Below are 26,264 nucleotides of genomic sequence, written 5' to 3' on the forward strand. Positions count from 1 at the left end.
ATGACCACCGCGCTGTTGATTATCGATGTGCAGGAAGGGTTGTTTACGCCGCCGCCGGCGGATGCCGCGGGCACCGTTGCGCGCATCAATCAGCTGAGCGAGCGCGCCCGCCGGGCCGGTGCGCCGGTTGTCGTCATTCAGCACCATACGCCGGACGATGAGTTGCCGCACGGCAGCGCCGCCTGGCAAGTGCTCGCGGCGCTGACGGTGGCGCCGGGCGACCATCGGGTGGAGAAAACCACGCCGGACTCGTTCCTGCGCACCTCGCTCGGCGCGTTACTGATCGCCAACGGCGTATCGCAGCTGGTGGTTTGCGGCTACTCCACGCCGTTTTGCATCGATACCACGGTGCGCAGCGCGGCGGCGCGCGGCTATCCGGTGACGCTGGCGGCGGATGCGCATACCTGCCACGACAAATCCTATGCCGATGGCCTGCTGATCCGCACCCACCATAACGAGACGCTGTCGAACATCGACAGCTTCGGCGTGCCGATCCGCGCAGTGCCCGCGGCGGACATCGTGTTCTGAGAACGGAAAACGGGGGCCAACGCCCCCGTTCGTTATTTCAGGCCCGCCCGCCGCGCCGCCACCTTGGCCAGCGCCGCCCAGTCCAGATCCGCATCCCCCTGCGCCATCGCGTCGAGGAAGTTGTCTTTCAGCACCCCGGCGAACGGCATCGGCGTATGGCTGTCGGCGCCGGCGGCCAGCGCCAGCCCGACGTCCTTCAGCCCCAGCGCCAGCCGGAATCCGGCGGGTGAATACTTCTCGGCGGCGATCAGCGCGCCATAGCCCTGATAGGCCGGGGCGGCGAAGACGGTGCTGCTCAGCATCTGCAGGTAGTCGGCGCCGGACACGCCGTAGTTGCGCACCAGCGCGCTGCCTTCCGCCATCGCTTCAATGGCGCTGGCCAAGGTAAAGTTGGTGGCGATTTTGACCACGTTAGCCTGCGCCGGATCGGCACCGAAGTGCCAGGTTTTCTGGCCAAGGGCATCGAACAGCGGCTGCGCTTGCTTCAGCCGCTCGCTATCGCCGGCCGCCAGAATATTCAGCTTGCCGGCGGCGGCCACGTCGACCCGGCCCAGCACCGGCGCGGCGAGATAGCCGATGCCGTGTTCCGCATGCAGCGTCGTCAGGCGTTTGGCGAGTTCGACCGAGATGGTCGCCATATTGATATGCAGCGCGCCCGGTTTCATCTGTTGCAGCAATCCGCTGTCCACCACCACCTGTTGCGTGGCGGCATCGTCAGCCAGCATGGTGATCAGCACCTCGGCATCGGCCAACTGTTCCGGCCGTTCGGCCTGCCGCGCGCCGGCGCTCACCAGCGGCTGCGCCGCCTGCGGCGAGCGGTTCCATACCGTTAAGGCGAAGCCCGCCTGCAACAGGTTGGCCGCCATGGCGCTGCCCATCCCACCCAGTCCGGCAAATCCGATCTTCATCATGCGCTCCTTTTTCAGGTTGAAGGTTTTACCCTAGCGCGCCAGGCCAGGAACGCAAATGCCGGAGTGTAACGTCGTCTTACGCACCGGCGGCGGGTTATTGACGTGCTGCCGCAGCGGGTATACCTTGATGCCATGAATATATCGATGCACTCCACCCACAATCAGTCATGGTGGCGCCTCTTCTGAGGCGGCACGAGTATTCACATCTCTTTTTAATGCCGCCGGTTTGGCGGCATTATTTTTTGTGGCGTTGATCCGGCGGTCTACAGACCTTCAGGAGCACTGTCATGAGTTACACCATTCTTACCGGCGATCGCGCCACCGGCCCACTGCATTTAGGCCACTTCGTCGGCTCGCTGCGCCAGCGCGTGGAACTGCAGCACCAGCATAACCAAACGGTGATGGTGGCGGATCTGCAGGGCCTGACCGACAACGGCAACAATCCGCAAAAAATCAGCGCCAACGTGCTCAACGTAGTAGCCGATTATCTGGCGGTCGGCATCGATCCGCACAAGACCACCATTTGCCTGCAGTCGGCGCTGCCGGCGTTGGCCGAGCTGACGATGTACTACCTCAATCTGGTCAGCGTGGCGCGGCTGGAACGCAACCCGACGGTGAAAAACGAAATCGCCGAGAAGGATTTCGCCCGCAGCCTGCCGGCCGGCTTTTTGATCTATCCGGTCAGCCAGGCGGCGGACATCACCGCCTTCGGTGCCACCCACGTGCCGGTCGGCGAGGATCAGCTGCCGATGCTGGAGCAAACCAACGAGATCGTGCGGCGCTTCAACCACATCGTCGGCCAACCGGTGCTGACGGAGTGCCAGCCGCTGTTGAGCAACGTCGGGCGTCTGCCGGGGCTGGACGGGCAGGGCAAGATGTCGAAATCGCGCGGCAACGCCATCCCGCTTGGCGCCGGCGCCGACGAGGTGCACAAGGCGGTGATGAGCATGTTCACCGATCCCGGTCATCTCAACGTCAGCGATCCCGGCCGGGTAGAGGGCAACATGGTGTTCACCTATCTGGACGCCTTCTGCGAAGACGCCGCGCTGGTGGCGGAGCTGAAGGCGCACTACCGGCGCGGCGGATTGGGGGACGTGAAAATCAAACGGCTGCTGGAGGATTGCCTGCAGAGCCTGCTCGAACCGATCCGCACCCGCCGCGCCGAATTCATCGCCGATAAAGGCGAGCTGACGCGCATCCTGCAGCACGGCACCCGCCGCGCGCATCAGGTCAGCCAGCAGACGCTGCAGCAGGTCAAGGCGGCGCTGGGGCTGGACTTCTTTAGCCTGGAATGATGCGCACGCCGGGGCGGCACGCGTCACGCCCCGGCCATAAAACCATCATCCCACTGTCATAAACTTATCCGTTAATAGGTGCCCATAATGATTAGCCACTGAAACCAGAGAAATCATATGGCTCAGGCACTGTTAAAATTGGCGCAGCACGACTTTCCAGGGCAGCACGCCGCCGCATCCCGCAAAGTGTTATCGGTAAAGGGGCTCGGCAAGGCCTACAAAGCGCAGCAGCGCGTGCTGGATGACATCAATTTCGATCTGCACGCCGGCGAATTCGTGGCGGTGATCGGCCGTTCCGGCGCGGGCAAGTCCACGCTGCTGCATACCCTCAACGGCACTATTCCTTCCAGCTGCGGCGAGATGCTGCACTTCGAAGACGATGGCGTGGCGCAGGATATCGCCCAGCTTGCCGGCCGCCAGATGCGCCAGTGGCGCGCGCGCTGCGGCATGATCTTCCAGGACTTCTGCCTGGTGCCGCGGCTGGACGTGATGACCAACGTGCTGCTGGGGCGCCTGAGCCACACCTCCACCCTGAAATCGTTCTTCAAACTGTTCGATGACGCCGATCGCGCTCGCGCCATTGAGCTGTTGCAGTGGCTCAACATGCTGCCGCACGCGCTGCAGCGCGCCGAGCACCTCTCCGGCGGCCAGATGCAGCGCGTCGCCATCTGCCGCGCGCTGATGCAAAATCCGCAAATCCTGCTGGCCGATGAGCCGGTGGCGTCGCTCGATCCGAAAAACACCCGCCGCATCATGGATGCGCTGCAGAAAATCAGCGAAGACGGCATCGCGGTGATGGTGAACCTGCACTCGGTCGAACTGGTGAAAGAGTATTGCTCGCGGGTGATCGGCATCGCCCACGGGAAGATCGTGTTTGACGGGCATCCTTCGCAACTGAACGAACGGATCCTGCACCAGCTGTATGGCGAAGAAGCCAATCAGATCCATTGAAGCACTTTGACCTTTACCCTTTACACACAAGGCACACCTAATGAAAAAAGTATTGAGTCTGACCACCCTGATGGCCGGCGCGATGATGGTATTTAATGCTGCCGCAGCGGATGCGCCGAAAGAGCTGAACCTGGGCATTCTCGGCGGCCAGAACGCCACCCAGCAGATCGGCGATAACCAGTGCGTGAAGCAGTTCCTGGATAAAGAGCTGAACGTCGATACCAAGCTGCGCAACTCGTCCGACTATTCCGGCGTGATCCAGGGCCTGCTGGGCGGCAAGATTGACCTGGTGCTGAGCATGTCGCCGTCGTCGTTCGCCTCGGTCTACATCAAGGATCCGAAAGCGGTGGACATCGTCGGCATCGCGGTCGATGACGTCGACCAGTCGCGCGGCTACCACTCGGTGGTGGTGGTGAAGGCCGGCAGCCCGTACCAGAAACTGGAAGACCTGAAGGGCAAGGCCATCGGCTTCGCCGATCCGGATTCCACCTCCGGCTTCCTGATCCCGAACCAGGCGTTTAAAAAGCTGTTCGGCGGCACGGTCGACAACAAATACAACAACACCTTCTCCAGCGTCACCTTCTCCGGCGGCCACGAGCAGGACATCCTCGGCGTGCTGAACGGCCAGTTTGAAGGCGCGGTGACCTGGGCGTCGATGATCGGCGACTACAACACCGGCTACACCAGCGGCGCGTTCACCCGGATGATCCGCATGGATCATCCGGACCTGATGAAGCAGATCCGCATCATCTGGCAGTCGCCGCTGATCCCGAACGGCCCGATCCTGGTGAGCAACTCGCTGCCGGCCGACTTCAAGGCCAAAGTGGTCACCGCCATCAAGAAGCTGGATAAAGACGATCACGCGTGCTTTATCAAAGCGATGGGCGGCAAACAGCACATCGGCGACACCACCCTGGCGGAATACCAGACCATCATCGATATGAAGCGCGAGCTGACCAAAGGCGACCGTTGATTCCCGGCTGCCTCGGCCGCCCGAATGAAGGGGTTCAGCATGCTGAACCCCTTGTTCCATAACGATGGAAGACCTGTTTTGAATACCGATTTCGCACACTATTACCAACGGATCCGCAGCAAGCAAAAGCGCGAAGCGCTGCTGTGGTCGCTCGGGCTGGTGGTGCTGTACCTGGGCGCCGGCAACCTCGCCGAGTTCAACCTGCACACCGTCTGGGTGTCTATTCCGCACTTCTTCGACTATTTGGCCGAAACCGTGCCGACGCTGCACTGGCACCTGCTGTTCGCCGACGGGCGCACCGAAGGCTCGCTGGCCTATTGGGGCTATCGCCTGAACATCCAGTTGCCGCTGATCTGGGAGACCCTGCAGCTGGCGCTGGCGGCGACCATTTTTTCGGTGCTGGTAGCGACCGTGCTGGCGTTTCTGGCGGCCGGCAATACCTATACTCCGGCCTCGGTGCGGCTGGCGATCCGCACGCTGGTGGCGTTCTTGCGCACCATGCCGGAGCTGGCGTGGGCGGTGATGTTCGTGATGGCGTTCGGCATCGGCGCCATTCCCGGCTTCCTGGCGCTGGCGCTGCACACCATCGGCAGCCTGACCAAGTTGTTCTACGAATCGATCGAAACCGCCTCCAACAAACCGGTGCGCGGGCTGGCGGCCTGCGGCGCCACGCCGCTGCAGCGCATGCGCTTTGGCCTGTGGCCGCAGGTGAAGCCGGTGTTTCTCTCCTACAGCTTCATGCGGCTGGAGATCAACTTTCGCCAGTCGACCATTTTGGGGCTGGTGGGGGCGGGCGGCATCGGCCAGGAGCTGATGACCAACATTAAACTCGACCGCTACGATCAGGTCAGCATGACGCTGCTGCTGATCATCGTGGTGGTTTCCGTGCTCGACTACGTGTCAGGCGAGCTGCGCAAGCGCGTGGTGGAGGGGGCAAAATGACAGCGGGCACTCCGGCGTCGGCGGAAACGCTGCGCCAGCTAAAACAGCAGCATCCGGCGATCTTCGCGCAGCAGGGGCGTTACCTGCGCACCGTCGGCCTGATCGCCTTGGCGATCGTGCTGTACTACGTGTTCTTCTTCCTGGTCTTCGGCATTAGCTGGCCGCAGTTTATCAACGGCTGCCAGCAGCTGGGACGCTATTTCCTGCGCATGTTCGTCTGGCATGACTTCGCCAACTGGCCGTTCATGTACTACTTCCAGCAGATTGGCATCACCATCGCCATCGTGTTCGCCGGCACCATCACCGCGTCGCTGATCGCGCTGCCGCTGTCGTTCTTCGCCGCGCGCAACGTGATGTCGACGCCATTGCTGCGGCCGATCTCCGTGCTGGTGCGCCGCTTGCTCGACGTGCTGCGCGGTATCGATATGGCGATCTGGGGGCTGATCTTCGTGCGCGCCGTCGGCATGGGGCCGCTGGCCGGGGTGTTGGCTATCGTGATGCAGGACGTCGGGCTGCTGGGAAAACTGTACGCCGAAGGGCACGAGGCGGTGGACAAGTCCCCGAGCCGCGGCCTGACGGCGGTAGGCGCCAACGGGTTGCAGAAGCACCGCTACGGCATCTTCACTCAGTCGTTCCCCACCTTTCTGGCGCTCAGCCTGTACCAGATCGAATCCAACACCCGTTCTGCGGCGGTGCTGGGCTTCGTCGGCGCCGGCGGCATCGGCCTGGTGTACGCGGAGAACATGCGGCTGTGGAACTGGGACGTGGTGATGTTCATCACCCTGATCCTGGTGGTGGTGGTGATGATCATGGACAAGGTCTCTTCGCTGCTGCGCAACAAGTACATCATCGGCGAAGATATCCCGCTGTATCAGCAAAAAAGCCAAATCGATTGAGAAACCCCTTGCCGATCCCTATACTGCCGCACATTCAAGGTGTGCGGCCATACCCGTCATACTTGGAGCTGCCTCTTTGTTGGCTGCATTTGCGCGCCCCGGTCACATAGTTAACTATGCTCCGGGGGCTTACAAATTTGCCGCCGCGATGCAACTCCAATTATTTTGGGTATGGGGCATTTTTTTACAATGCGCACGTCCCCGTTAGACAAGTAAAGGCAATGCAATCCCATGATGAACAACGACGTGCTGCGCAGCGTGCGCTATATGCTGAGCATTAACAACGCCAAAATGGTCGAGATTATCAAACTGGACGATTTCGAGGTGGCGGTGTCGGCGATGGACGCTTACGTGATCAAAGAAGGCGAGCCGGGCTACGAGAAGTGCCCGGACGAAGTGATGGCGCACTTCCTCAACGGCCTGGTGTTCTTCAAACGCGGCAAGGACGACAAGTTCCCGGCGCCGGCGGTTGAGCTGCCGATCACCAACAACCTGGTGCTGAAAAAGCTGCGCGTGGCGTTCGAGCTGAAAGACACCGACATGCACCAGATTTTCACCGCGGTGGATTTCCGCATCTCCAAGCCGGAGCTGAGCGCGCTGTTCCGCAAAGAGGGCACCAAGAACTACCGCCCGTGCGGCGATCAGATGCTGCGCTACTTCCTCAAAGGGCTGGCGCAGCGCGTTCGCGGCGAGTAACGCGCAGCGTTCACCGAACATCAGGTGCAATCGCAAGGTTGCGCCTTTTTTATTGCCGCTCTCCCGCCCGCCGTTGTTGTACAGGCCCTCAGCCATCCGTCATCGATGGAGGGCGTGCCGCCCATCCGGTTACTTTTCCAGGGTTCGTTCAATGTCGATTGAAACGTAAAATCCAGAGGAGTAATTCAATGGCTCAAATGTCAAAAGAAGATCCGCAGTTCAACACAAAAAATGCCGCAGCTCAGGTCAATGACGGCGGCGAATTCGCTGAATATACCCCTGAACAGTTTGGCGCCGTAGGCGATGGCCTGGCCGATGATCGAGATGCTGTTAGCGCCATGTTCGCTAAAGTGGCGATTGACGCCGCTAAATCGATGAAAAAACGCCAGGTCAGAATGGCGAATGTCTATCGGTTGACGTTGGGTTCGGCTTGGCAGCCTCTGCAGATCCCCAGCAACTGCCATATTTATGGCGGTGGTGAAATTCACCTGGATGACGATACGCCTCAAATCAACATTTTTAATACCGTTGAACAGTCGAATTTCATCGTGGAAGATCTGAGGATTACGAGAAAGGTGACTCAGAAAGATACAGATCCTATTTGGTGGTATGCCACACGCGCGTGCACCGGCATGGCTTTCACCCGTTGTGAAAACTTCACCGTGAGAAATTGTGTCATCAGTATGCATACTGATGCTTTGGGCCTTTCTGACTGTACGTCAGTTACCCTTGAGAACAATTTACTTAAAGATTTGGGAGAGGAACCTATCGCGGTTCGTGGCGGCCGCCATATTACGATCCAGAATAACGAGCTGACGAATCACCAGGGTGATGGGATCCTGCTGAAAACGGGTGTGAACAGAGAGGCTTATGACATCTTAATCGTGAACAATCATATTCACGATGGGCACAAGCCTGCGAAACCGGCAGGGGCAGGGCACACGCAAAGAGGGGGCGGGGTGACGCTCAATAACGAGGTGACCGGCACGCCTCATTCATTTACTAACCTGACCGTTGCCAATAACCATATTGTTAATACCAGCTATGGCATCGCGCTGGGTGGAATCAGTGACATTAATATCTCTAATAACTACATCAAGACGATCGAAAGGTTCGGTATTCAGATAGACTATTCCTTAGTAAATAACCCCACCAAAATTCCTACGAATAATTCCCGAATTATCGGGAATCACGTTGAGGATACCGTTGAGAATGGCATCGATTATCATGGTAACAATGATATTTCTGTCACGGAGTCTGTTATCACAGATAACTTTTTAAATTTCTGTGGTACCTCCACGACGTCGGCCTTCAATGGCATTGCCGCAACGGAGGCGACCCTTTCAGGCAATATTATCAATAACTGCAAGGTTGCCCTGTTCGCTAATAGCTGCGTGATGACCGGCAATAAGATAACCAACTCCGGATGGGGCACCAGTCAGGTATGGATCAAGTTGTATGGCGACCGTACGGTGTTTTCCGGCAATCGGGTGACGGACTCTGGGTTTGGTTATATCCGTTTCTTGAATGGGAAAAACGCCATTATTGAAGGGAATGTGATTAAACTGGCTGCGCCTGCTCGGGCGCTGGAGTTAGGCGGGGAATTTGACGAAACGACCCTTATTGGCAAGAACGCCTGGGATTGCGCTTTTAAACCTATTCTCTCTACGATTGCTGGGGTGACGGGCAATCAACTTATTCAGTATTCCTTCCCGAACGAAGGCGTGGCCCACATTACCCCGCAGATGTTCGGCGCGAAGGGTGATTGGAATGATACCGCTGGCGTTGGTACGGATGATACGCAGGCGTTTAAACAGGCTATCGCTTATGCGATTAGCCAAGGCTGCAAGAAGCTCTATGTGCCTGCCGGCAACTATTACATTACGGATACGTTAAATTTAGGGGGGGAAAACTACACCGGAGATAAAGGCATTGCGATAGAGGGTGAAAATTGGATTAGTACAAAATTCTTCTTTAAGCCGACGTCTAATGATCATGCTTGTTTTGAGTCGAAAGGCGGTTCCGGGATCCATACCAACAGATATATCAGCGACCTGACGATTACGCCGGCCAAGGGCGCGTTATATACGGGCACCGGCTATCGGATTAATGGTTCCTGCTTCATGCGGCATGAAAGATTGCTGATTATGAAGTTTTTTGTGAACCTACATCTGTTGAACGGCTATGCCGGTGCGTTTACCGAGTTCGTCAGTTTTCACTCTTGCCGGTTCCACCGTGGCTTGTCGAACATCTTGATGGAAAGCAATGGCGGGGATAGCTCCTTCCACGGCGTGGGGTTCCATGAAATTCAATGTCAGATCAAAGTTTCCGGCAATCCGGGCGATGGCGGCACAAATATGGATGCCGGCGTGGGGCTGGAGCTGAGAGGAAACGCCAACAGAGCAACCTGGTACAACGGTTTCTGCTATATCCACCTGTTCGGCGGCGTCGGCGCAACGGCGATCAAACTCACCCGGGCCAACACCGATAACATCCTGGGGCAGTTTACTTGCGAAGGTGAAGCCATTCTTCAGAGTGATGGAAGCACTTTTGAATGTCGAGGCGGTTTCTATAACGTGAGTACTACCACTTACAATGTGGCGGCAGAGCCGGTAAACGGCATTGCGGCGGCATTTGTGTTTGATAACATGATGAGCAATACGACAAGATTCGCCAACGCGGCAATCGCCGATATGGCTCCAAGGCAGCTTCCGTGGTCCTTGGCGGACAGGGCCAGTAATGGCGCTTATCCGGCGATTTTCCATGGCATCAAGGGCGACTCCGATAACCTGTTCTATGCAGCCAGAGGGGGAAGTACCAACTATCATTACTTTGGCGGTATTTCTCCAGGCAATAACCTTCAGGGGTTTGAACCGGGCGTCAGGTTGGCTCAGGACGGGGCTTCTTTCATTAGTTTTGCACCTAAGTTTACGCTTGGCGCGAATAACAATACGACCAGCAGCGGCGTATCCATCTCCCCTGCTGATTTTTCGCCGCAGAAGGATATCGCGACCGCCTTAGGACAGCCCTCATTCAAATGGAGCGGGTTGTACACTAAGCAGTTAACGGTCGCTGACAATGGCGTTTATCCTGCCGGTAACGGCGCTTACCCTATTGGTGGGCCGAATAACCAATTCTCCTCTGGCCACATAAAAGTGTTGAATATTTATGATTCAGCGAACGTGAACGGAGATCCCGTAGGTGTCAGAGTTGCCGTTCCCGCTTCGGCCGTTGCGCCCGGTAAAATAGGCCAATGGTCGGCAGACTCCGCATTCTTTTATGTTTGCACGGCGGCCAATACCTGGAGAAGGGTGGCGCTCACCACATGGTAGGTACTGAACTTGCGGCTGATGGCTGACCTATCCATATCATCCTTCCGGGGCGGCGAGTGTCGCCGCCCCGTTTTTTCCTCTGCGTCATCCCGCCATTGCACTCTTTTTGTTCTCCCGCTGCGCACCGCTGGTGCAGCCCGTTTGCCGCCGCTGTCATAAGTTTTAATTATAATTTATTGAAATCATGAGATTAAAAATTGGCACGCCGGTTGCTCTGTTGGATCCCATCTTGTGTACCAGATGGAATTCAGCCGATGAGCGAACCTGTTGAAGCGTGCGGTTTTACCCTCAGTGAATGGCAGCACCATTATCAAACCCGTCCGGCGGGCGAGCGCCTTGCCTGCGTCAGTGCGACGATCGAAACGCTGGTCGCCGGCCTGAACCCGGACGATAACGCCTGGCTGTATCTCGCCACGCCGGCGCAGCGCGAGCAGCAGTATCGGCAGCTCGCGCAGAGGCTTGAGGCGGTCGCCGGCGATCTCAGCCGCCTGCCGCTGTTCGGCGTGCCCTTCGCCATCAAAGACAATATCGACGTCGGCGGCTGGCCGACCAGCGCCGCCTGCCCGGCGTTCACCTATCAGGCCGCGGCGGACGCCACCGTGGTCGCCCACCTGCGCGCCGCCGGGGCGATCGCCCTCGGTAAAACCAACCTCGACCAGTTCGCTACCGGGTTGGTGGGCACCCGCTCACCTTATGGCGCGGTGGTCAACAGCTTCGACAGCCGTTACGTCAGCGGCGGTTCCAGCTCCGGCTCCGCTTCGGTGGTGGCGCGCGGCCTGGTGCCGTTCGCGCTGGGCACCGATACCGCCGGTTCGGGGCGCGTGCCTGCCGGGTTCAACAACATCGTCGGGCTGAAGCCGACCAAAGGGCGGTTGTCCAACCGCGGCGTGGTGCCGGCCTGCCGGTTGAACGATACGGTGTCGGTCTTCGCGTTGACGGTGGCCGATGCCGCGCAGGTGGCGGAGCTGGCGAGCGGCTTTGACGCGGCAGACCCGTATTCTCGTGCCGATCCGCATACCGCGCCGGCGGATATCCCCGCCGCGCCGCGTTTTGCCGTTCCCGCCCAGCTGGAGTTTTTCGGCGACGTGCAGGCCGAGCGGGCGTTTCATCGTGCGCTGGCGCAGCTGCAGGCGGGCGGCGCCACGCTGGAACCCCTCGATTTCGCGCCGTTTCGCACCCTGGCGGAACAGCTGTATTACGGGCCTTGGGTGGCGGAGCGCACCGTGGCGATTGAGCAGGTGCTGGAAGCGAGCCCGCAGGCCATCGATCCGGTGGTGCGCGGCATCGTTGGCAACGGCCTCGGCTACAGCGCCTGCGACGCCTACAAGGCGGAATACCTGCGCGCCGAGCTGGCGCGGCAGATCGCCCAGCGGCTGGCGCCGTTCGACGCGCTGGTGGTGCCGACCGCGCCCACTATCCGCACCCTGGCGGAGATGGCGCAGGAACCGGTGCTGTTCAATTCGCAGTTCGGCACTTACACCAATTTCACCAACCTGGCCGATCTGAGCGCGCTGGCGCTGCCGGGGCCGCTGCGCGAAGACGGCCTGCCGGCGGGCATCACCCTGATTGCGCCCGCCTGGCATGACCGGGCGCTGGCGGCGTTTGGCCTGCGCTGGCAACGGCAAAGCGCCTTGCCGCTCGGCGCTATCGGCCGGGCATTGCCGCCGCAGCCGGCGCTGGCCCCGTCTTCGGGACACGTGCGTCTGGCGGTAGTAGGCGCTCACCTTAGCGGCATGCCGCTCAACGCCCAGCTGACGCAGCGCGACGCGGTGTGGGTAGAGCAAACCGTTACCGCTCCCTGTTACCGCCTGTACGCGCTGGCCGATACCGAGCCGCCGAAGCCGGGGCTGGCGCGCGCGGCGCAGGGGGCGGCGATCCGCGTAGAGCTGTGGGACATCCCGCTGGCCCGTTTCGGCGAGTTTGTGGCGGAAATCCCGACGCCATTGGGCATCGGCACACTTCTGCTGGCGGACGGCCGGCGGGTGAAGGGGTTTATCTGCGAAGCCTGGGCGCTGGAAGGCGCTACGGATATCACTGAGTTTGGCGGCTGGCGCGACTATCTCGCCAGCGTTAAGGGAGCATGAACATGTTTACTACCGTACTGATCGCTAACCGCGGCGAAATTGCCTGCCGCGCCATTCGCACCCTGAAACGCCTGGGCGTCACCAGCGTGGCGGTTTATTCCGACGCTGACCGCAATGCGCCGCACGTCACCGAAGCCGACAGGGCGGTGGCGCTCGGCGGCGACAAGGCCGCAGACAGCTACCTGCGCATCGACAAGATCCTTGCGGCCGCCGCCGCCACCGGCGCGCAGGCGATCTACCCCGGCTACGGCTTTTTGTCCGAGAGCGCCGAGTTTGCCGAAGCCTGCGAGGCGGCCGGCATCGCCTTTATCGGCCCGACGGCGGCGCAGATGCGCGAGTTCGGCCTCAAGCACCGGGCGCGCGAGCTGGCGGCGTTGGCCGGGGTGCCGATGACGCCGGGTACCGGCTTGCTGGAGAACGTTGAGCAGGCGGTCGCCGCCGCTGCGCGCATCGGCTACCCGGTGATGCTGAAAAGCACCGCCGGCGGTGGCGGCATCGGCCTGACGCGCTGTGACGACGAGGCGGCGCTGCGCGACGCGTACGACAGCGTCAAACGGCTGGGGGAGCAGTTCTTCCGCGACGCCGGCGCCTTTATCGAACGCTTCGTCGATCGGGCGCGCCACGTCGAGGTGCAGATTTTCGGCGATGGCCAGGGGCAGGTGGCGGCGCTCGGCGAGCGCGACTGTTCACTGCAGCGCCGCAACCAAAAGGTGGTGGAGGAAACCCCGGCGCCGCATCTGCCGGCGGCGACCCGCCAGGCGCTGCATCGGGCGGCGGTGGCGCTGGGCGAGTCGGTGAATTACCGCAGCGCCGGCACGGTGGAGTTCATATACGACGCCGCGCGCGACGAGTTTTATTTCCTGGAAGTGAACACCCGCTTACAGGTAGAGCACCCGATCACCGAGATGGTCACCGGTCTGGATCTGATCGAATGCATGCTGCAGGTGGCGGCGGGCGATGCGCTGGATTGGGCGGCATTGCGCCGCGCGCCGCAGGGCGCGGCGATCGAGGTGCGCCTCTATGCCGAAGATCCGCTGAAAAACTTCCAGCCCAGCCCCGGCGTGCTGACCGAGGTGCATTTCCCTGACGACGTGCGCCTCGACGGCTGGGTGGCGACCGGCAGCGAAGTTTCGGCGTTTTACGACCCGATGATCGCCAAGCTGATCGTGCACGGCGCTGACCGGGCGCAGGCGCTGGAAAAACTGCGCGTGGCGCTGGCGGCGACCCGTTTGCACGGCATCGCCACCAACCTCGACTATCTGCGGCAGGTGATCGCCACGCCGCAATTTCAGCGCGGCGACGTCTGGACGCGCCTGCTGGACGATTTGCGTTTCCAGCCGCACTGCCTCGAAGTGCTGCAACCCGGCACCTACAGCAGCGTGCAGGATTATCCCGGCCGCCTCGGCTATTGGGACATCGGCGTGCCGCCGTCCGGCCCGATGGACGACTTCGCGTTTCGGCTGGCCAACCGCATCGTCGGCAACCACCCGGCGGCGGCCGGGCTGGAGTTTACCCTGCAGGGGCCGACGCTGCGCTTTCACTGCGACGCCACCATCGCGCTGACGGGCGCCAGCTGCCCGGCCGATCTGGACGGCGAGGCGGTTGCGTATTGGCGGCCGATTACGGTGCGGGCCGGGCAGGTGCTGACGCTGGGGCGCGCTACGCACGGCTGCCGCACCTATCTGGCGGTGCGTAACGGCTTCGACGTGCCGGTGTACCTCGGCAGCCGCTCCACCTTCGCGCTCGGGCAGTTCGGCGGCCACGCCGGGCGCACCTTGCGCGTGGCGGACATGCTGGCGATCGCCCAACCGGCGCTGGCGGCCAGCACCACGCCGGCGCCGATCGCCGCGCCGCAGGCGATGGACGACAGCCTGATCCCGCACTACGGCGATCAATGGCACATCGGCGTGCTGTACGGGCCGCACGGCGCGCCGGACTTTTTCACCGCTGAATCGATAGAGGCCTTCTTCGCCACCGACTGGCAGGTGCATTACAACTCCAACCGCCTCGGCGTGCGCCTGGCGGGGCCGAAGCCCGAGTGGGCGCGGGAGGACGGCGGCGAGGCCGGTTTGCATCCTTCCAACGTGCACGACTGCGAGTACGCCATCGGCGCGATCAACTTCACCGGCGACTTCCCGGTGATCCTGACCCGCGACGGGCCGAGCCTCGGCGGCTTCGTCTGCCCGGTGACCATTGCCAAGGCCGAACTGTGGAAAGTGGGGCAGGTGAAGCCGGGCGACCGCATCCGGTTCCATCCGATCGGCTTCCGGCAGGCGCAGTCGCTGGAGCAGGCGCAGCTTGGCAGCATCGAAGCGCTGGCGGCGGTGAAGGCCATCACCCTGCCGCCGCCGGATCTGGCCCCGGCGGACAGCGTTTCCGCCGCGGTACTGGCAGCGCTGCCGGCGGCGGAGGGGCGCCCGGCGGTGGCGTATCGCCAGGCGGGGGACGGTTACATCCTGATGGAGTACGGCGACAACGTGCTCGATCTGGCGCTGCGGCTGCGCATTCATCTGCTGATGCAGTCGCTGCGGCAGGAGGCGATCCCGGGCGTGGCGGAGCTGGCGCCGGGCGTGCGTTCGCTGCAGATCCGCTACGACAGCCGGCAGATAAGCCAGGCCGACCTGCTGCAGCGCCTGCTGGCGCGCGAACGGGCTCTGGGGGACGTCAGCCGGCTGAAGGTGCCGACGCGCACCGTCTGGCTGCCGATGGCGTTCGAGGATTCGGCCACGCTGGGGGCGGTGGATCGCTATCAGCAGACGGTGCGCGCCTCGGCGCCCTGGCTGCCGAACAACGTCGATTTCATTCAGCGCATCAACGGCCTGAGCCGACGCGAGCAGGTGCGCGACATTCTGTTCGACGCCAGCTACCTGATCCTCGGGCTGGGCGACGTCTACCTCGGTGCGCCCTGCGCGGTGCCGCTCGATCCGCGCCATCGCCTGCTGAGCTCCAAATACAACCCGGCGCGCACCCACACCGCCGAAGGGACGGTCGGCATCGGCGGCATGTACATGTGCATCTACGGCATGGATTCGCCGGGCGGTTACCAGCTGGTGGGGCGCACGCTGCCGATCTGGAACAAATTCCTCAAAAACCCGCAGTTCACCGCCGGTGAACCCTGGCTGCTGCGCTTTTTCGATCAGGTGCGCTTCTACCCGGTCAGCGAGCAAGAGTTGGACGAGCAGCGCGAAGCGTTCCGTGAAGGGCGCATGCAGGTGCGCATCGAAGAGAGCGAGTTCGACTTCGCCGCCTACACCCGTTTCCTGGCCGACAATGCCGGGGCGATCGCCGATTTCCAGCATCGCCAGCAGCAGGCGTTCAGCGCCGAAGTGGCGCGCTGGCGCAGCGATGACGACGAGGCCGAGGCGCAGCTGTTGCCGCCGGAGGAAGAAGACGCCATCGACGGCGATCTGGTCAGCGCCGATCTGAACGGCAGCGTGTGGAAGATCCTGGTGGAGCCGGGGCAGGCGGTGGCGGCCGGGCAGCCGCTGATCGTGGTCGAGGCGATGAAAATGGAGCTGGCGGTCACCGCGCCGCGCGCCGGGATCGTTAAACGCATCAGCTGCCGGCAGGGGCGGCCGGTCGGGCCGGGCGACGCCCTGCTGTGGCTGGAAAAGGCGGTCTGAACGGAGGAGCGATGATGCAAATCACCAACGGAGAGCACAAGGCGCGCCCGGAGGGGCTGGCGGAGCGCATTTATCTGCAGCTCAAGGCCGACATCTTCGAGTTTCGCCTGCTGCCGGGCGATCGCTTCAGCGAAAGCGAGGTGGCGCAGCGCATGGCGGCCAGCCGCACGCCGGTGCGCCAGGCGCTGTTTCGGCTGGAGCGCGAAGGCTATGTCGAGGTGCTGTTTCGCAGCGGCTGGCAGGTGCGGCCGTTCGATTTCGCCTACTTCGAAGAGCTGTACGACCTGCGCATCGTGCTGGAACAAGAGGCGGTGAAACGGCTGTGCGAACGCCCGGCCGGGGAAACGCCAGGCGCGCTGGCAGCGCTGAGCCGTTTTTGGGCCGAAGCGCCGCACCTGGCGGACGGCAAGGCGGTGTCGCAGCACGATGAGCAGTTTCATCAGGCGTTGGTGGCCGCGGCGGGCAACGGCGAAATGGCGCGCATTCACCGCGAACTGACCGAAAAAATCCGCATCATTCGCCGGCTGGATTTCACCCAGCAGGCGCGGGTGGATGCCACCTACCGCGAACACGCCGCCATTTTGCAGGCGATCCTGCAGCGGCAAAGCGGGGCGGCGCAAACGCTGCTCGGCGAGCATATCGCCGTCAGCAAGGCAGAGGTACGAAAAATAACGCTGCACATGTTGCACCAGGCGCGGGCTCAGCAGCCTGCGCGCTCGGCGTAACGATTTTGATTTCACACACATCGGGAGTTTGAACTATGCAACGTCGTCGTTTTATCAAAGCTTTTGCGCTGTCCGCCGCCGCGATCGGCATGGGCCTGGCCTGGAGCGCGCAGGCCGCCGACACCATCAAGGTCGGCATTCTGAGTTCGCTCTCCGGCACCATGGCGATTTCCGAGACGCCGCTGAAGGATGTGGCGCTGATGACCATCGACGAGATCAACGCCAAAGGCGGGGTGCTCGGCAAAAAGCTGGAGCCGGTGGTGGTGGATCCGGCCTCCAACTGGCCGCTGTTCGCCGAAAAGGCGCGCCAGCTGCTGAGCCAGGACAAGGTGGCGGCGGTGTTCGGCTGCTGGACTTCGGTGTCGCGCAAGTCGGTGCTGCCGGTGTTTGAGGAGCTGAACGGGCTGCTGTTCTACCCGGTGCAATACGAAGGCGAAGAGATGTCGCCGAACGTGTTCTACACCGGCGCGGCGCCGAACCAGCAGGCGATCCCGGCGGTGGAATACCTGCTGAGCGAGGACGGCGGCGGCGCCAAGCGCTTCTTCCTGTTGGGCACCGATTACGTCTATCCGCGCACCACCAACAAGATCCTGCGCGCCTTCCTGCACAGCAAAGGCGTGCAGGACAAGGATATCGAAGAGGTCTATACGCCGTTCGGCTACAGCGATTACCAGACCATCGTCGCCAACATCAAAAAATTCGCCGCCGGCGGCAACACCGCGGTGATCTCCACCATCAACGGCGATTCCAACGTGCCGTTCTACAAAGAGCTGGCCAACCAGGGCGTCAAGGCCACCGACGTGCCGGTGATCGCCTTCTCGGTCGGCGAGGAAGAGCTGCGTGGCATCGACACCAAACCGCTGGTGGGCAACCTGGCGGCCTGGAACTACTTCGAATCGCTGGATAACCCGACCAATAAACAGTTTGTCAGCCAGTGGAAAGCCTACGCCAAGGCGCACAATCTGCCGAATTACGCCACCGCGGTGACCAACGACCCGATGGAGGCCACCTACGTCGGCCTCCACATGTGGGCGCAGGCGGTGGAAAAGGCCGGCACCACCGACGTCGATAAGGTGCGCGCCGCGATGGCCGGGCAAACCTTCGCCGCGCCGTCGGGCTTCACGCTGACCATGGACAAAACCAACCACCACCTGCACAAACCGGTGATGATTGGCGAAATCGAGAGCAACGGCCAGTTCAACGTGGTGTGGCAGACCGAAGCGCCGGTGCGCGCGCAGCCGTGGAGCCCCTATATCGCCGGCAACGACAAAAAACCGGATTACCCGGTGAAAGGCGGTAAGTAACGTCACTCAACGCCGGCGCGGCTCGACGCCCGCCGGCCTAACAGAAGAGGCAGCTGATGCAATCTCCGTTTTTATCCTTTTTGCGCGTCGGGCTGTGGCTGCTGTGCGCCTGGCCCCTGCTGGCGCAGGCCGGGCCGGCCGATGAGTTCGCGGCGGCCACTCGCGCGCAGCAGGCCAAACTGCTGCAGGCGTGGGCGGCCGAGCCGGATCCCGCGCGCCTGCCGTTGCTGCAGGGGCTGCAGCAGGAAACCGTGGCGATCGACGAAGCGAAGCGCGCCTTTATCCGCCAGGGCGATCGCTATCTGCCGCTTGAAGGTGAGGCGGCCCCGGTTGGCGAACCGAAGAAGGTGTGGCTGAACAACCGGCTGCGCATTCTGATCGCCAACGCGTTGTCGGCGCAGCGGTTGGTCAGCGCGGACGCGGCGGTGCGGCTGCAGGCGGCGACCGCGCTGCAGCGCGAGGCGCAGGGCGAGCAGTTGCCGCTGTTGACCCGGCGGCTGGCGCAGGAGAAAGACCCGCAGGTACGCGATGCGCTGAGCATTGCGCTGGCCAACCTGCAATTGACTGACGCCAGCCCGCAGGTGCGCTTCAATGCGGTGCGGCTGCTGGGGGGATCGGGCGAGCCGGAAACCCGCGCGCGGCTGCAGGCGTTGACCGACGCGGCCAATGAGCCGGACGCCGCGGTGCGCGCCGAGGCGCAACGCAGCCTGCAGCGCGTGCAGCATCGCCTGATGATCGGCGATCTGCTCGGCCAGGCGTTCAGCGGCCTGTCGCTCGGTTCGATCCTGCTGTTGGCGGCGCTTGGTCTGGCGATCACTTACGGCCTGCTCGGCGTCATCAATATGGCGCACGGCGAAATGCTGATGCTCGGCGCCTATTCGGCCTATCTGGTGCAGGGGCTGTTTCAACAGTTTGCGCCGCAGTGGCTGGCGCTCTATCCGTTGGCGGCGCTGCCGGTGGCGTTCGCCATCACCGCCGGGATCGGCATGGCGCTGGAGCGCACGGTGATCCGCCACCTGTACGGCCGGCCGCTGGAAACCCTGCTGGCCACCTGGGGCATCAGCCTGGTACTGATCCAGCTGGTGCGGGTGCTGTTCGGCGCGCAGAACGTCGAGGTCGCCAACCCGGCGTGGCTGTCGGGCGGCGTGCAGCTGTTGCCGAACCTGGTGTTGCCGTGGAACCGCATCGCGGTGATCGCGTTCGTGCTGCTGGTGCTGGCGTTGACCTGGCTGTTGCTGAACAAGACCCGGCTCGGCATGAACGTGCGCGCGGTGACGCAAAACCGCGCGATGGCGGCCTGCTGCGGCGTGCCTACCGGCCGGGTGGACATGCTGGCCTTCGGGCTGGGATCCGGCATCGCCGGGCTCGGCGGGGTGGCGCTGTCGCAGCTGGGCAACGTCGGGCCGGAGCTGGGGCAAGGTTACATCATCGACTCGTTCCTGGTGGTGGTGCTCGGCGGCGTCGGCCAGCTGGCGGGGACGGTGGCGGCGGCCTTTGGCCTCGGCATCGTCAATAAGATCCTCGAACCGCAGATCGGCGCCGTGCTGGGCAAGATCCTGATCCTGGTGCTGATCGTTCTGTTTATTCAAAAGCGTCCGCAGGGGCTGTTCGCCCTTAAGGGCAGGGTGATTGACTGATGAGCCAACCATTGACCGTAACCGGCGTGCAGAAAGCGCCCCGGCTGGCGTTGAGCATCGGCGGGTTGGCGTTGCTGGCGCTGCTGGTGATGCCGTTCATGACGCTGTTGCCGGCGGATCATCCGCTGGCGGTGTCCACCTATACCCTGACGCTGGCGGGCAAGATCCTGTGCTACGCGGTGGTGGCGGTGGCGCTCGATCTGGTGTGGGGCTATGCCGGGCTGCTGTCGCTCGGCCACGGGCTGTTCTTCGCGCTCGGCGGCTACGCCATGGGCATGTACCTGATGCGGCAGGCGGCGGGCGACGGGCTGCCGGCGTTTATGGCATTCCTCTCCTGGAATGAGCTGCCGTGGTTCTGGAGCGGCACCCAGCATTTCGCCTGGGCGCTGTGCCTGATCGTGCTGGTGCCGGGCCTGCTGGCCTTTCTGTTCGGCTATTTCGCCTTTCGCTCGAAAATCAAAGGGGTGTATTTCTCGATCATGACCCAGGCGCTGACCTATGCCGGCATGCTGCTGTTCTTTCGCAACGAGACCGGCTTCGGCGGCAATAACGGCTTTACCGGTTTCACCACGCTGCTCGGCTTTCCCATCACCGCCGCCGGCACGCGGGTGGCGCTGTTCCTGGCGACGGTGCTGCTGCTGGCCGCCAGCCTGGCCATCGGCTTTGCCCTGGCGCGCAGCAAGTTCGGCCGGGTGCTGACCGCAGTGCGTGATGCGGAAAACCGCCTGACCTTCTGCGGCTACGATCCGAAGGGCTTCAAGCTGTTCGTCTGGACGCTGTCGGCGGTGCTGTGCGGGCTGGCCGGCGCGCTCTATGTGCCGCAGGTCGGCATCATCAACCCCGGCGAAATGTCGCCGACCAACTCGATCGAGGCCGCCATCTGGGTGGCACTCGGCGGGCGCGGCACGCTGGTGGGGCCGCTGCTCGGCGCCGGCATCGTCAACGGCGCCAAGAGCTGGTTCACCATGGCCATTCCCGAATACTGGCAGTTCTTCCTCGGCCTGATGTTTATCGTCGTTACGCTGTTTCTCCCGAAAGGGGTGATCGGCCTGCTGCGGCGGAGGAAAAGCTTATGAAGGCGATGCAAGTGACCGACGAACTGTTTACCCATCCGCTGCCGGCGGACAAATACCGGCAGCAAACCGATCCGGTGCTGCAGCTCGACAACGTCAACGTCAGCTTCGACGGTTTTCGCGCGCTGACCGATCTGTCGCTGCGCATTGGCGTCGGCGAACTGCGCTGCGTGATCGGCCCCAACGGTGCCGGCAAGACCACGCTGATGGATGTGATCACCGGCAAAACCCGGCCGGACAGCGGCAGGGTGTTTTACGATCAGACCGTCGATCTGACTCGGCTGGCGCCGATGCAGATCGCCCACGCCGGCATTGGCCGCAAGTTTCAAAAACCGACGGTGTTCGAGGCGCTGACGGTGTTCGAAAATCTGGAGATCGCCCAGAAAACCCGCAAGTCGGTGTGGGCCTGCCTGCGCGCCCGCCTGAGCAGCGAGCAGCGCGACCGCATCGACGAGATGCTGAAGACCCTGCGGCTGGGGCATGAACGCCACCGGCCCGCCGGGTTGCTGTCCCACGGGCAGAAACAGTTTCTCGAGATCGGCATGCTGCTGGTGCAGGAGCCGCACCTGCTGCTGCTCGACGAACCGGCGGCCGGCATGACCGACGCCGAAACCGACTACACCGCCGAACTGTTCCGCGAGCTGGCGGGCAAGCATTCGCTGATGGTGGTGGAGCACGACATGGGGTTTGTGGAAACCATTGCCGATCGCGTGACGGTGCTGCATCAGGGGCAGGTGCTGGCGGAAGGATCGCTGGCGCAGGTGCAGGCCGATGAACGGGTGATTGAGGTATATCTGGGGCGCTGAGGAGGCGTAATCATGCTGCAGGTAGAAGAATTGAATCAGTATTACGGCGGCAGCCACATTTTGCGCGGCCTGTCGTTCGAGGCGCGCATCGGCGAGGTGACCTGCCTGCTGGGGCGCAACGGCGTGGGCAAGACCACGCTGCTGAAATGCCTGATGGGGCTGATCCCGGCGCGCAGCGGCAGCGTCCGTTGGCAGGGCGAAGCCATCACCGGTAAAAAGCCGCATCAGCGGGTGCAGGCGGGCATCGCCTATGTGCCGCAGGGGCGGGAAATTTTCCCGCGCCTGACGGTGGAGGAAAATCTGCTGATGGGGCTGGCGCGTTTTTCCGGCGCCGACGCGCGCGCGGTGCCGGATCCGATCTATGAACTGTTTCCGGTGCTGCGGCAGATGAAGGATCGGCGCGGCGGCGATCTCTCCGGCGGGCAGCAACAGCAGCTGGCGATCGGCCGGGCGCTGGCCTGCCGGCCGCAGCTGTTGATCCTCGACGAACCGACGGAAGGGATCCAGCCTTCGGTGATCAAGGAGATCGGCGCGGTGGTCAAACAGCTGGCGGCGCGCGGCGATATGGCGATCCTGCTGGTGGAACAGTTCTATGACTTCGCCGCCGATCTGGCGGACAGCTATCTGGTGATGTCGCGCGGCAGCATCGTGCAGCGCGGTGCCGGCAGCAATATGGAACAGGACGGCGTACGCGGGCTGGTGGCGATTTGAACGAAAAAAATGGGAGCCGCATGTCTGAAAGTCGTGCCGTTGTTTTTCCTTGCTGATGTTATGGATTAATCTAAAAGGCGTTCTTTATTAATCCCTTGCCATGGATAGCTAACATCATCATGAATGAAATCACTGTGTCACGCCTCGGTTGCATCGTCCTGTCCCTGTTTCCGGCCCTGTGGGGGCTGTTCAGCCTGTTGAACAATACGGCAGATTTCGCCGGCACCGCGCGCAATGCGGTTGGGCCGCTGCTCGCCATGCAGGATACTTATCAAACGCCGGGGCTGATGTGGCGCGCGATCCGCGCCGACTGGGCCTGCATGTTGGGGTTGGCGGTCATCACCACGCTGGAAACGCTGGCCGGCCTATTCGCGGCCGCGGGCGTGGTGCTGATGATCGGGCGATTGAAAGGCCCTTACGCCGCCTTCGCCAAGGGCAAAGCCTGGGCGATGCTGGGAGCGCTTTGCGCGATCGCGGTGTGGGGCGTCGGCTTTATGGTGGTCGCCGGCGACTGGTTCATGGCCTGGCAGGCCAAAGAGAACCCGCTGGCGGTGCAGCTGGGGGCGCTGATCTACCTGGCGCCCAATGCGTTTGCCTTGCTGTTCCTGATGCTGCAGCGGGAGCCGCGCTAAACGGCGGCGGAGCGGGGCGCGGTTACAGCGCCTTGCTCATATACCAGATGCCTATCGAGCCCTGGGCGCTGGTGTAGCAGGTCTTGCCACACATGCTCAATCCCTGACGCTGATAAAAACGTTGGGCGCGGGTGTTGCGTTGCAGCACCTCCAGCCACAGCGTCTTCTGCTGGCGCTCGATGGCCCGCTGCTGCACCTGTTCGTACAGGCGCTGGCCATAGCCGTTGCCGGCATGGCCCGGCAGGAAATAGATTTTCTGCAGCTCTGCGCCGATTTGTTCGGTTGGTGCCAGCAGGCTGTCGAAGTTCACCCGCGCATAGCCGACCAGGGCATCATTCTCATAGGCCAACAGCCAGCACACGTCCGGCTGGCGCAGCGTCCGTTCCAGCGCGGAGACGGAAAAATCCTCCGCCAGAAAGGCCTCCAGCTCGTGCGGGTAGTGCCACAGCTCACCGAAGTGCGAACGATAGGTGCTGATGCCGATATCGCGCACCTGGGTTAAATCTTCTACCAATGCCTGACGGACGGTGAACATCTGTGCCCCTTTGAGTAAGAAGAATTACAGCCGTTGTTCCAGATGCCGGTGGGGCACCATCGCCTGATGCAGAATGGCAAGAACGGTGATGCCGGCAGGGCGGCTGCGGTAATAGATCCTATGGCTGGCGTAAGGAAAACTGCGTATTTCTTCGCCCAGATCGTGAAAGTGGGCCTTACCCGCTTCCGGCATATCCGCCAGATGATGCATGACCTCCCTCAACTGCTCAAGATAGCGGCGAGATTGCGCTTGGCCCCAGTGCTCGACGGTGAAATGGCGAATAGCCAGCAGATCTTGTTGGGCTTGCGGGGTGAGGCGAAACGCGGGCATCTCAGTCGGTTTCATCGGTGAGCAGACGGTTGAAGAAGGCATCGCCGTCTACCGCCTTACCGGCGTCTTCCTCGGCGGTAGCCTGCGCGATTTTTTGCTGCAGCGCGCGTAATTTGAGATCTTCCAGCGCCTGGTAATCTTCTACCGACATGACGACGGCGACCGGTTTGCCGTTGCGATTGATTTGCACCGGTTCACGCTGCGCCTTGAGCAGCAAATCGCCGAATTGGGTTTTCGCCTCGTTCGCGCTGAGTGCGTACATTTAATCGCTCCAGTTAATTAAATCGTTCGATTTAACCATTATACGGTGCGATGAAAAAATCACCAATGTTATTCCGGCGGGTTGGTTTCGTTGGACAGATGTCGCGGCGTTTCGCGGCGAAAGCCCAGGCCGATGATGCGACCGAACAGGCGCGGCAGCCAACGGCTGTTGCCGACGCGAGCGATCAGGCGCGAACCGCCGGCGGCGCGACGCTGACCCGGCTTGCGCTGGCTCATTTTGATCTGTAAAAACTGGATCGCCCGGGTGGGGAACTCGCGCCGGCGCTGCACGCTCAGCAAATGTTTCAGCTGCAGCCGATGTTGGCGCAGCGGCGGTATCAGGGCGTTGGCGGCGGCTACCGCGTCCTGAATCGCCAGATTGACGCCCACGCCACCGATCGGTGACATGGCGTGCGCGGCGTCGCCGATGCACAGCACGCCCGGTTTGGCCCAGCGATCCAGACGATCGATGCGGATGCTCAGCAGTTTCAGCTGATCCCACTCGACGATCTCCTGCAGGCGATCGTCCTGGAATGGCGCCACCTCGGCGAGGTGCAGCAAAAATTTCTCCAGCCCGTTGCGGCGGATCGCGTCGAAGCTGCCTTTGTCGATCGAGTAGCCGCACTGCCAGTAGTCACCGCGATCGATCATGATGAAGTTCTGCTTTGGCCCGGTGTGGCCCATTGACCAGGCCGGATCGCCCGGCTGCTTGCTGAGCTTCATCCACAAGACGTCGCGCGGGGCACCGAAGGATCGGCTGCTGAGCGCCGCCTGCTCACGCACCACCGAGTTGCGGCCGTCGGTGCCGATCACCAGCCGGCTGCGCACGCGGATCGGGCCTTCCGGCGTGTCGGCCAGTACGCCGCATACCTGGCCGCGGTCATACAGCAGCTCATGAACCTGCGTTGAGGTCAACAATCTGAAATTGGGAAAAGCGGCGGCCTGCTGTGCCAAAAAATTGAGGAACTCCCACTGCGGCATAAAGGCGATAAATTTGCAGCGCGTCGGCAGGCGGGTGAAATCCGCCAGCTTGATGTCGCGCCCGGCGACTTCGGCGTGCAGGGATTCCGCGCGCTGGTGCGGCAGCGTCAACAGTTCATCGAGTAGGCCCAGCTGATGCATGACTTCCAGCGTCGACGGGTGAATGGTGTCACCGCGAAAATCGCGCAGGAAATCGGCGTGCTTCTCCAGCACCGTCACGTCGATCCCCGCCCGCGCCAGCAGATAGCCGAGCATCAGCCCGGCGGGGCCGCCCCCCACGATGCAGCAGGTGGTGGCGTAAGGTGTGATCGGTGATGACGGCATGACGGTTGACCCCGGAGAGCGGCACGCATCCCGCGAGCCGCAAGTGAATGTTTAATGTTGATAATGATTATCAATATCAAGTTTGACTGTCAACCCGCGGCGCAGTGTGGTCAAAGGGGATGGACAGATGGCCGACGCGGAACAGCTGGCCGTTTTGCGGCCGTGCCTGCGGCGGTTCACGCCATAAATCCAGCCGCACTAACCGCCACTCGGCGGGGTCGAACGCCAGGATGGAGGCCAGCGCGCCGGGCGCCGCCTGCTGTTGCCGACGCAGCGCAGGGAGATCGCTGTAGGGGATGATGGCCTGTTCCTGACAGGTTGCCCAGGCGGCCTCGGCCAGATGAGGGCGATCGAAATGCGTCAGCCACGGCAGCCAATGATTGACGCGCGGCCAGCCGAACGCCTGGCTGAGGCCTCTGAAACCTTCGCCGGCCAGGAAATCGTTCATGCCGGCGCTGCTGTTCCACAGGTAGAAGGGAGCGTAGAGATTTTCGGCGCTGCCTTCGCTGCGCTGCGCGTACAGATAGGCTTTGACGATCAGCTGCGGGCAGGCGTCGAGCCGATGGCCGAAATCGGCGATGCGGCGGCGGACGATCGCCATGTCGTAATCGGCGGGCAGGGTGAAACGGTATTGCATCGCGAGCATAAGGATTCTCCGCAAAGACATTGACCGGGAGAGCGTGACACGCCATCTTTATCAGTAAAATCGGTATT

Annotated in this window: 23 protein-coding genes; 17 read left to right on the plus strand and 6 right to left on the minus strand. The window is 62.2% G+C overall.

The window, feature by feature from the left end; translation table 11 throughout:
• Window positions 1-528 (plus strand): cysteine hydrolase family protein, encoded by a 528-nt coding sequence (locus WFM45_RS02680; RefSeq protein ID WP_015377091.1) that lies wholly within the window; start codon window positions 1-3, stop codon window positions 526-528.
• A 32-nt stretch (window positions 529-560) separates the two neighbouring features.
• Here WFM45_RS02680 and WFM45_RS02685 read toward each other — a convergent pair whose 3' ends face one another.
• Window positions 561-1,436 (minus strand): NAD(P)-dependent oxidoreductase, encoded by an 876-nt coding sequence (locus WFM45_RS02685; RefSeq protein WP_085336469.1) that lies wholly within the window; start codon window positions 1,434-1,436, stop codon window positions 561-563.
• Between the two features lie 290 nt (window positions 1,437-1,726).
• On the opposite strand from WFM45_RS02685, the gene trpS reads away from it, so the two are divergent.
• From trpS to WFM45_RS02765, 16 genes are all read left to right on the plus strand, one after another.
• Entirely contained in the window at window positions 1,727-2,734 is a 1,008-nt protein-coding gene (gene trpS / locus WFM45_RS02690; protein ID WP_033633800.1) for a tryptophan--tRNA ligase, read from the plus strand.
• Between the two features lie 117 nt (window positions 2,735-2,851).
• Entirely contained in the window at window positions 2,852-3,685 is an 834-nt protein-coding gene (gene phnC, locus WFM45_RS02695; protein ID WP_019454697.1) for a phosphonate ABC transporter ATP-binding protein, read from the plus strand.
• A gap of 40 nt (window positions 3,686-3,725) precedes the next feature.
• The gene (gene phnD / locus WFM45_RS02700; RefSeq protein ID WP_004939482.1) at window positions 3,726-4,658 is read left to right on the plus strand and encodes a phosphonate ABC transporter substrate-binding protein; all 933 of its coding nucleotides are present in this window, start codon (window positions 3,726-3,728) and stop codon (window positions 4,656-4,658) included.
• Between the two features lie 78 nt (window positions 4,659-4,736).
• Window positions 4,737-5,600 carry a phosphonate ABC transporter, permease protein PhnE gene (phnE, locus tag WFM45_RS02705; RefSeq protein WP_021503954.1) on the plus strand — a complete coding sequence of 288 codons (864 nt, stop codon included), beginning with the start codon at window positions 4,737-4,739 and terminating at the stop codon, window positions 5,598-5,600.
• Complete coding sequence (phnE, locus tag WFM45_RS02710; protein ID WP_033633798.1) at window positions 5,597-6,496, plus strand: phosphonate ABC transporter, permease protein PhnE; 900 nt, start codon at window positions 5,597-5,599, stop codon at window positions 6,494-6,496. Before phnE (WFM45_RS02705) ends, phnE (WFM45_RS02710) begins: the two co-directional genes overlap by 4 nt.
• Before the next feature lie 231 nt (window positions 6,497-6,727).
• Window positions 6,728-7,192, plus strand: coding sequence for a DUF1456 family protein (locus WFM45_RS02715; RefSeq protein WP_004939471.1), 465 nt, complete (start codon window positions 6,728-6,730; stop codon window positions 7,190-7,192).
• A gap of 188 nt (window positions 7,193-7,380) precedes the next feature.
• Window positions 7,381-10,524, plus strand: coding sequence for a right-handed parallel beta-helix repeat-containing protein (locus WFM45_RS02720; RefSeq protein WP_336954446.1), 3,144 nt, complete (start codon window positions 7,381-7,383; stop codon window positions 10,522-10,524).
• A gap of 254 nt (window positions 10,525-10,778) precedes the next feature.
• The gene (gene atzF / locus WFM45_RS02725; protein ID WP_060558912.1) at window positions 10,779-12,608 is read left to right on the plus strand and encodes an allophanate hydrolase; all 1,830 of its coding nucleotides are present in this window, start codon (window positions 10,779-10,781) and stop codon (window positions 12,606-12,608) included.
• 2 nt (window positions 12,609-12,610) lie between these two features.
• A complete protein-coding gene (gene uca / locus WFM45_RS02730) occupies window positions 12,611-16,231 on the plus strand; it encodes an urea carboxylase (protein ID WP_336954449.1) in 3,621 nt (1,206 codons plus the stop codon).
• Between the two features lie 14 nt (window positions 16,232-16,245).
• Window positions 16,246-16,956 (plus strand): GntR family transcriptional regulator, encoded by a 711-nt coding sequence (locus tag WFM45_RS02735; protein ID WP_060560420.1) that lies wholly within the window; start codon window positions 16,246-16,248, stop codon window positions 16,954-16,956.
• A 35-nt stretch (window positions 16,957-16,991) separates the two neighbouring features.
• The gene (gene urtA, locus WFM45_RS02740) at window positions 16,992-18,260 is read left to right on the plus strand and encodes an urea ABC transporter substrate-binding protein (protein WP_015377100.1); all 1,269 of its coding nucleotides are present in this window, start codon (window positions 16,992-16,994) and stop codon (window positions 18,258-18,260) included.
• Window positions 18,261-18,316: 56 nt separating this feature from the next.
• Entirely contained in the window at window positions 18,317-19,897 is a 1,581-nt protein-coding gene (urtB, locus tag WFM45_RS02745) for an urea ABC transporter permease subunit UrtB (protein ID WP_099982639.1), read from the plus strand.
• Complete coding sequence (gene urtC, locus WFM45_RS02750) at window positions 19,897-20,973, plus strand: urea ABC transporter permease subunit UrtC (RefSeq protein ID WP_033633793.1); 1,077 nt, start codon at window positions 19,897-19,899, stop codon at window positions 20,971-20,973. Before urtB ends, urtC begins: the two co-directional genes overlap by 1 nt.
• Window positions 20,970-21,776: an urea ABC transporter ATP-binding protein UrtD gene (urtD, locus tag WFM45_RS02755; protein WP_015377102.1), complete on the plus strand. Its 807-nt coding sequence runs from the start codon at window positions 20,970-20,972 to the stop codon at window positions 21,774-21,776. Before urtC ends, urtD begins: the two co-directional genes overlap by 4 nt.
• Before the next feature lie 12 nt (window positions 21,777-21,788).
• Window positions 21,789-22,487 (plus strand): urea ABC transporter ATP-binding subunit UrtE, encoded by a 699-nt coding sequence (gene urtE, locus WFM45_RS02760; protein ID WP_082996961.1) that lies wholly within the window; start codon window positions 21,789-21,791, stop codon window positions 22,485-22,487.
• Between the two features lie 119 nt (window positions 22,488-22,606).
• Window positions 22,607-23,119: a DUF2165 family protein gene (locus tag WFM45_RS02765; RefSeq protein ID WP_171403245.1), complete on the plus strand. Its 513-nt coding sequence runs from the start codon at window positions 22,607-22,609 to the stop codon at window positions 23,117-23,119.
• 22 nt (window positions 23,120-23,141) lie between these two features.
• Here the strand turns inward: WFM45_RS02765 and WFM45_RS02770 are convergent, their stop codons facing one another.
• From WFM45_RS02770 to WFM45_RS02790, 5 genes are all read right to left on the minus strand, one after another.
• Window positions 23,142-23,654: a GNAT family N-acetyltransferase gene (locus tag WFM45_RS02770; protein ID WP_336954460.1), complete on the minus strand. Its 513-nt coding sequence runs from the start codon at window positions 23,652-23,654 to the stop codon at window positions 23,142-23,144.
• Between the two features lie 24 nt (window positions 23,655-23,678).
• Window positions 23,679-24,026, minus strand: a complete 348-nt coding sequence (locus tag WFM45_RS02775; protein ID WP_015377105.1) for a type II toxin-antitoxin system RelE/ParE family toxin — start codon at window positions 24,024-24,026, stop codon at window positions 23,679-23,681.
• Window positions 23,986-24,246: a type II toxin-antitoxin system Phd/YefM family antitoxin gene (locus WFM45_RS02780; RefSeq protein WP_033637606.1), complete on the minus strand. Its 261-nt coding sequence runs from the start codon at window positions 24,244-24,246 to the stop codon at window positions 23,986-23,988. The genes WFM45_RS02775 and WFM45_RS02780 overlap by 41 nt, the downstream gene beginning before the upstream one ends.
• Window positions 24,247-24,314: 68 nt before the next feature.
• Window positions 24,315-25,550 carry an FAD-dependent oxidoreductase gene (locus tag WFM45_RS02785; protein WP_336954463.1) on the minus strand — a complete coding sequence of 412 codons (1,236 nt, stop codon included), beginning with the start codon at window positions 25,548-25,550 and terminating at the stop codon, window positions 24,315-24,317.
• 76 nt (window positions 25,551-25,626) lie between these two features.
• Window positions 25,627-26,196 carry a DUF4865 family protein gene (locus WFM45_RS02790; protein ID WP_336954465.1) on the minus strand — a complete coding sequence of 190 codons (570 nt, stop codon included), beginning with the start codon at window positions 26,194-26,196 and terminating at the stop codon, window positions 25,627-25,629.
• Between the last annotated feature and the right edge of the window lie 68 nt (window positions 26,197-26,264).

This window comes from Serratia sp. KG1D (assembly GCF_037150675.1).
GTDB classification, from domain to species: Bacteria; Pseudomonadota; Gammaproteobacteria; order Enterobacterales; family Enterobacteriaceae; genus Serratia; species Serratia nematodiphila.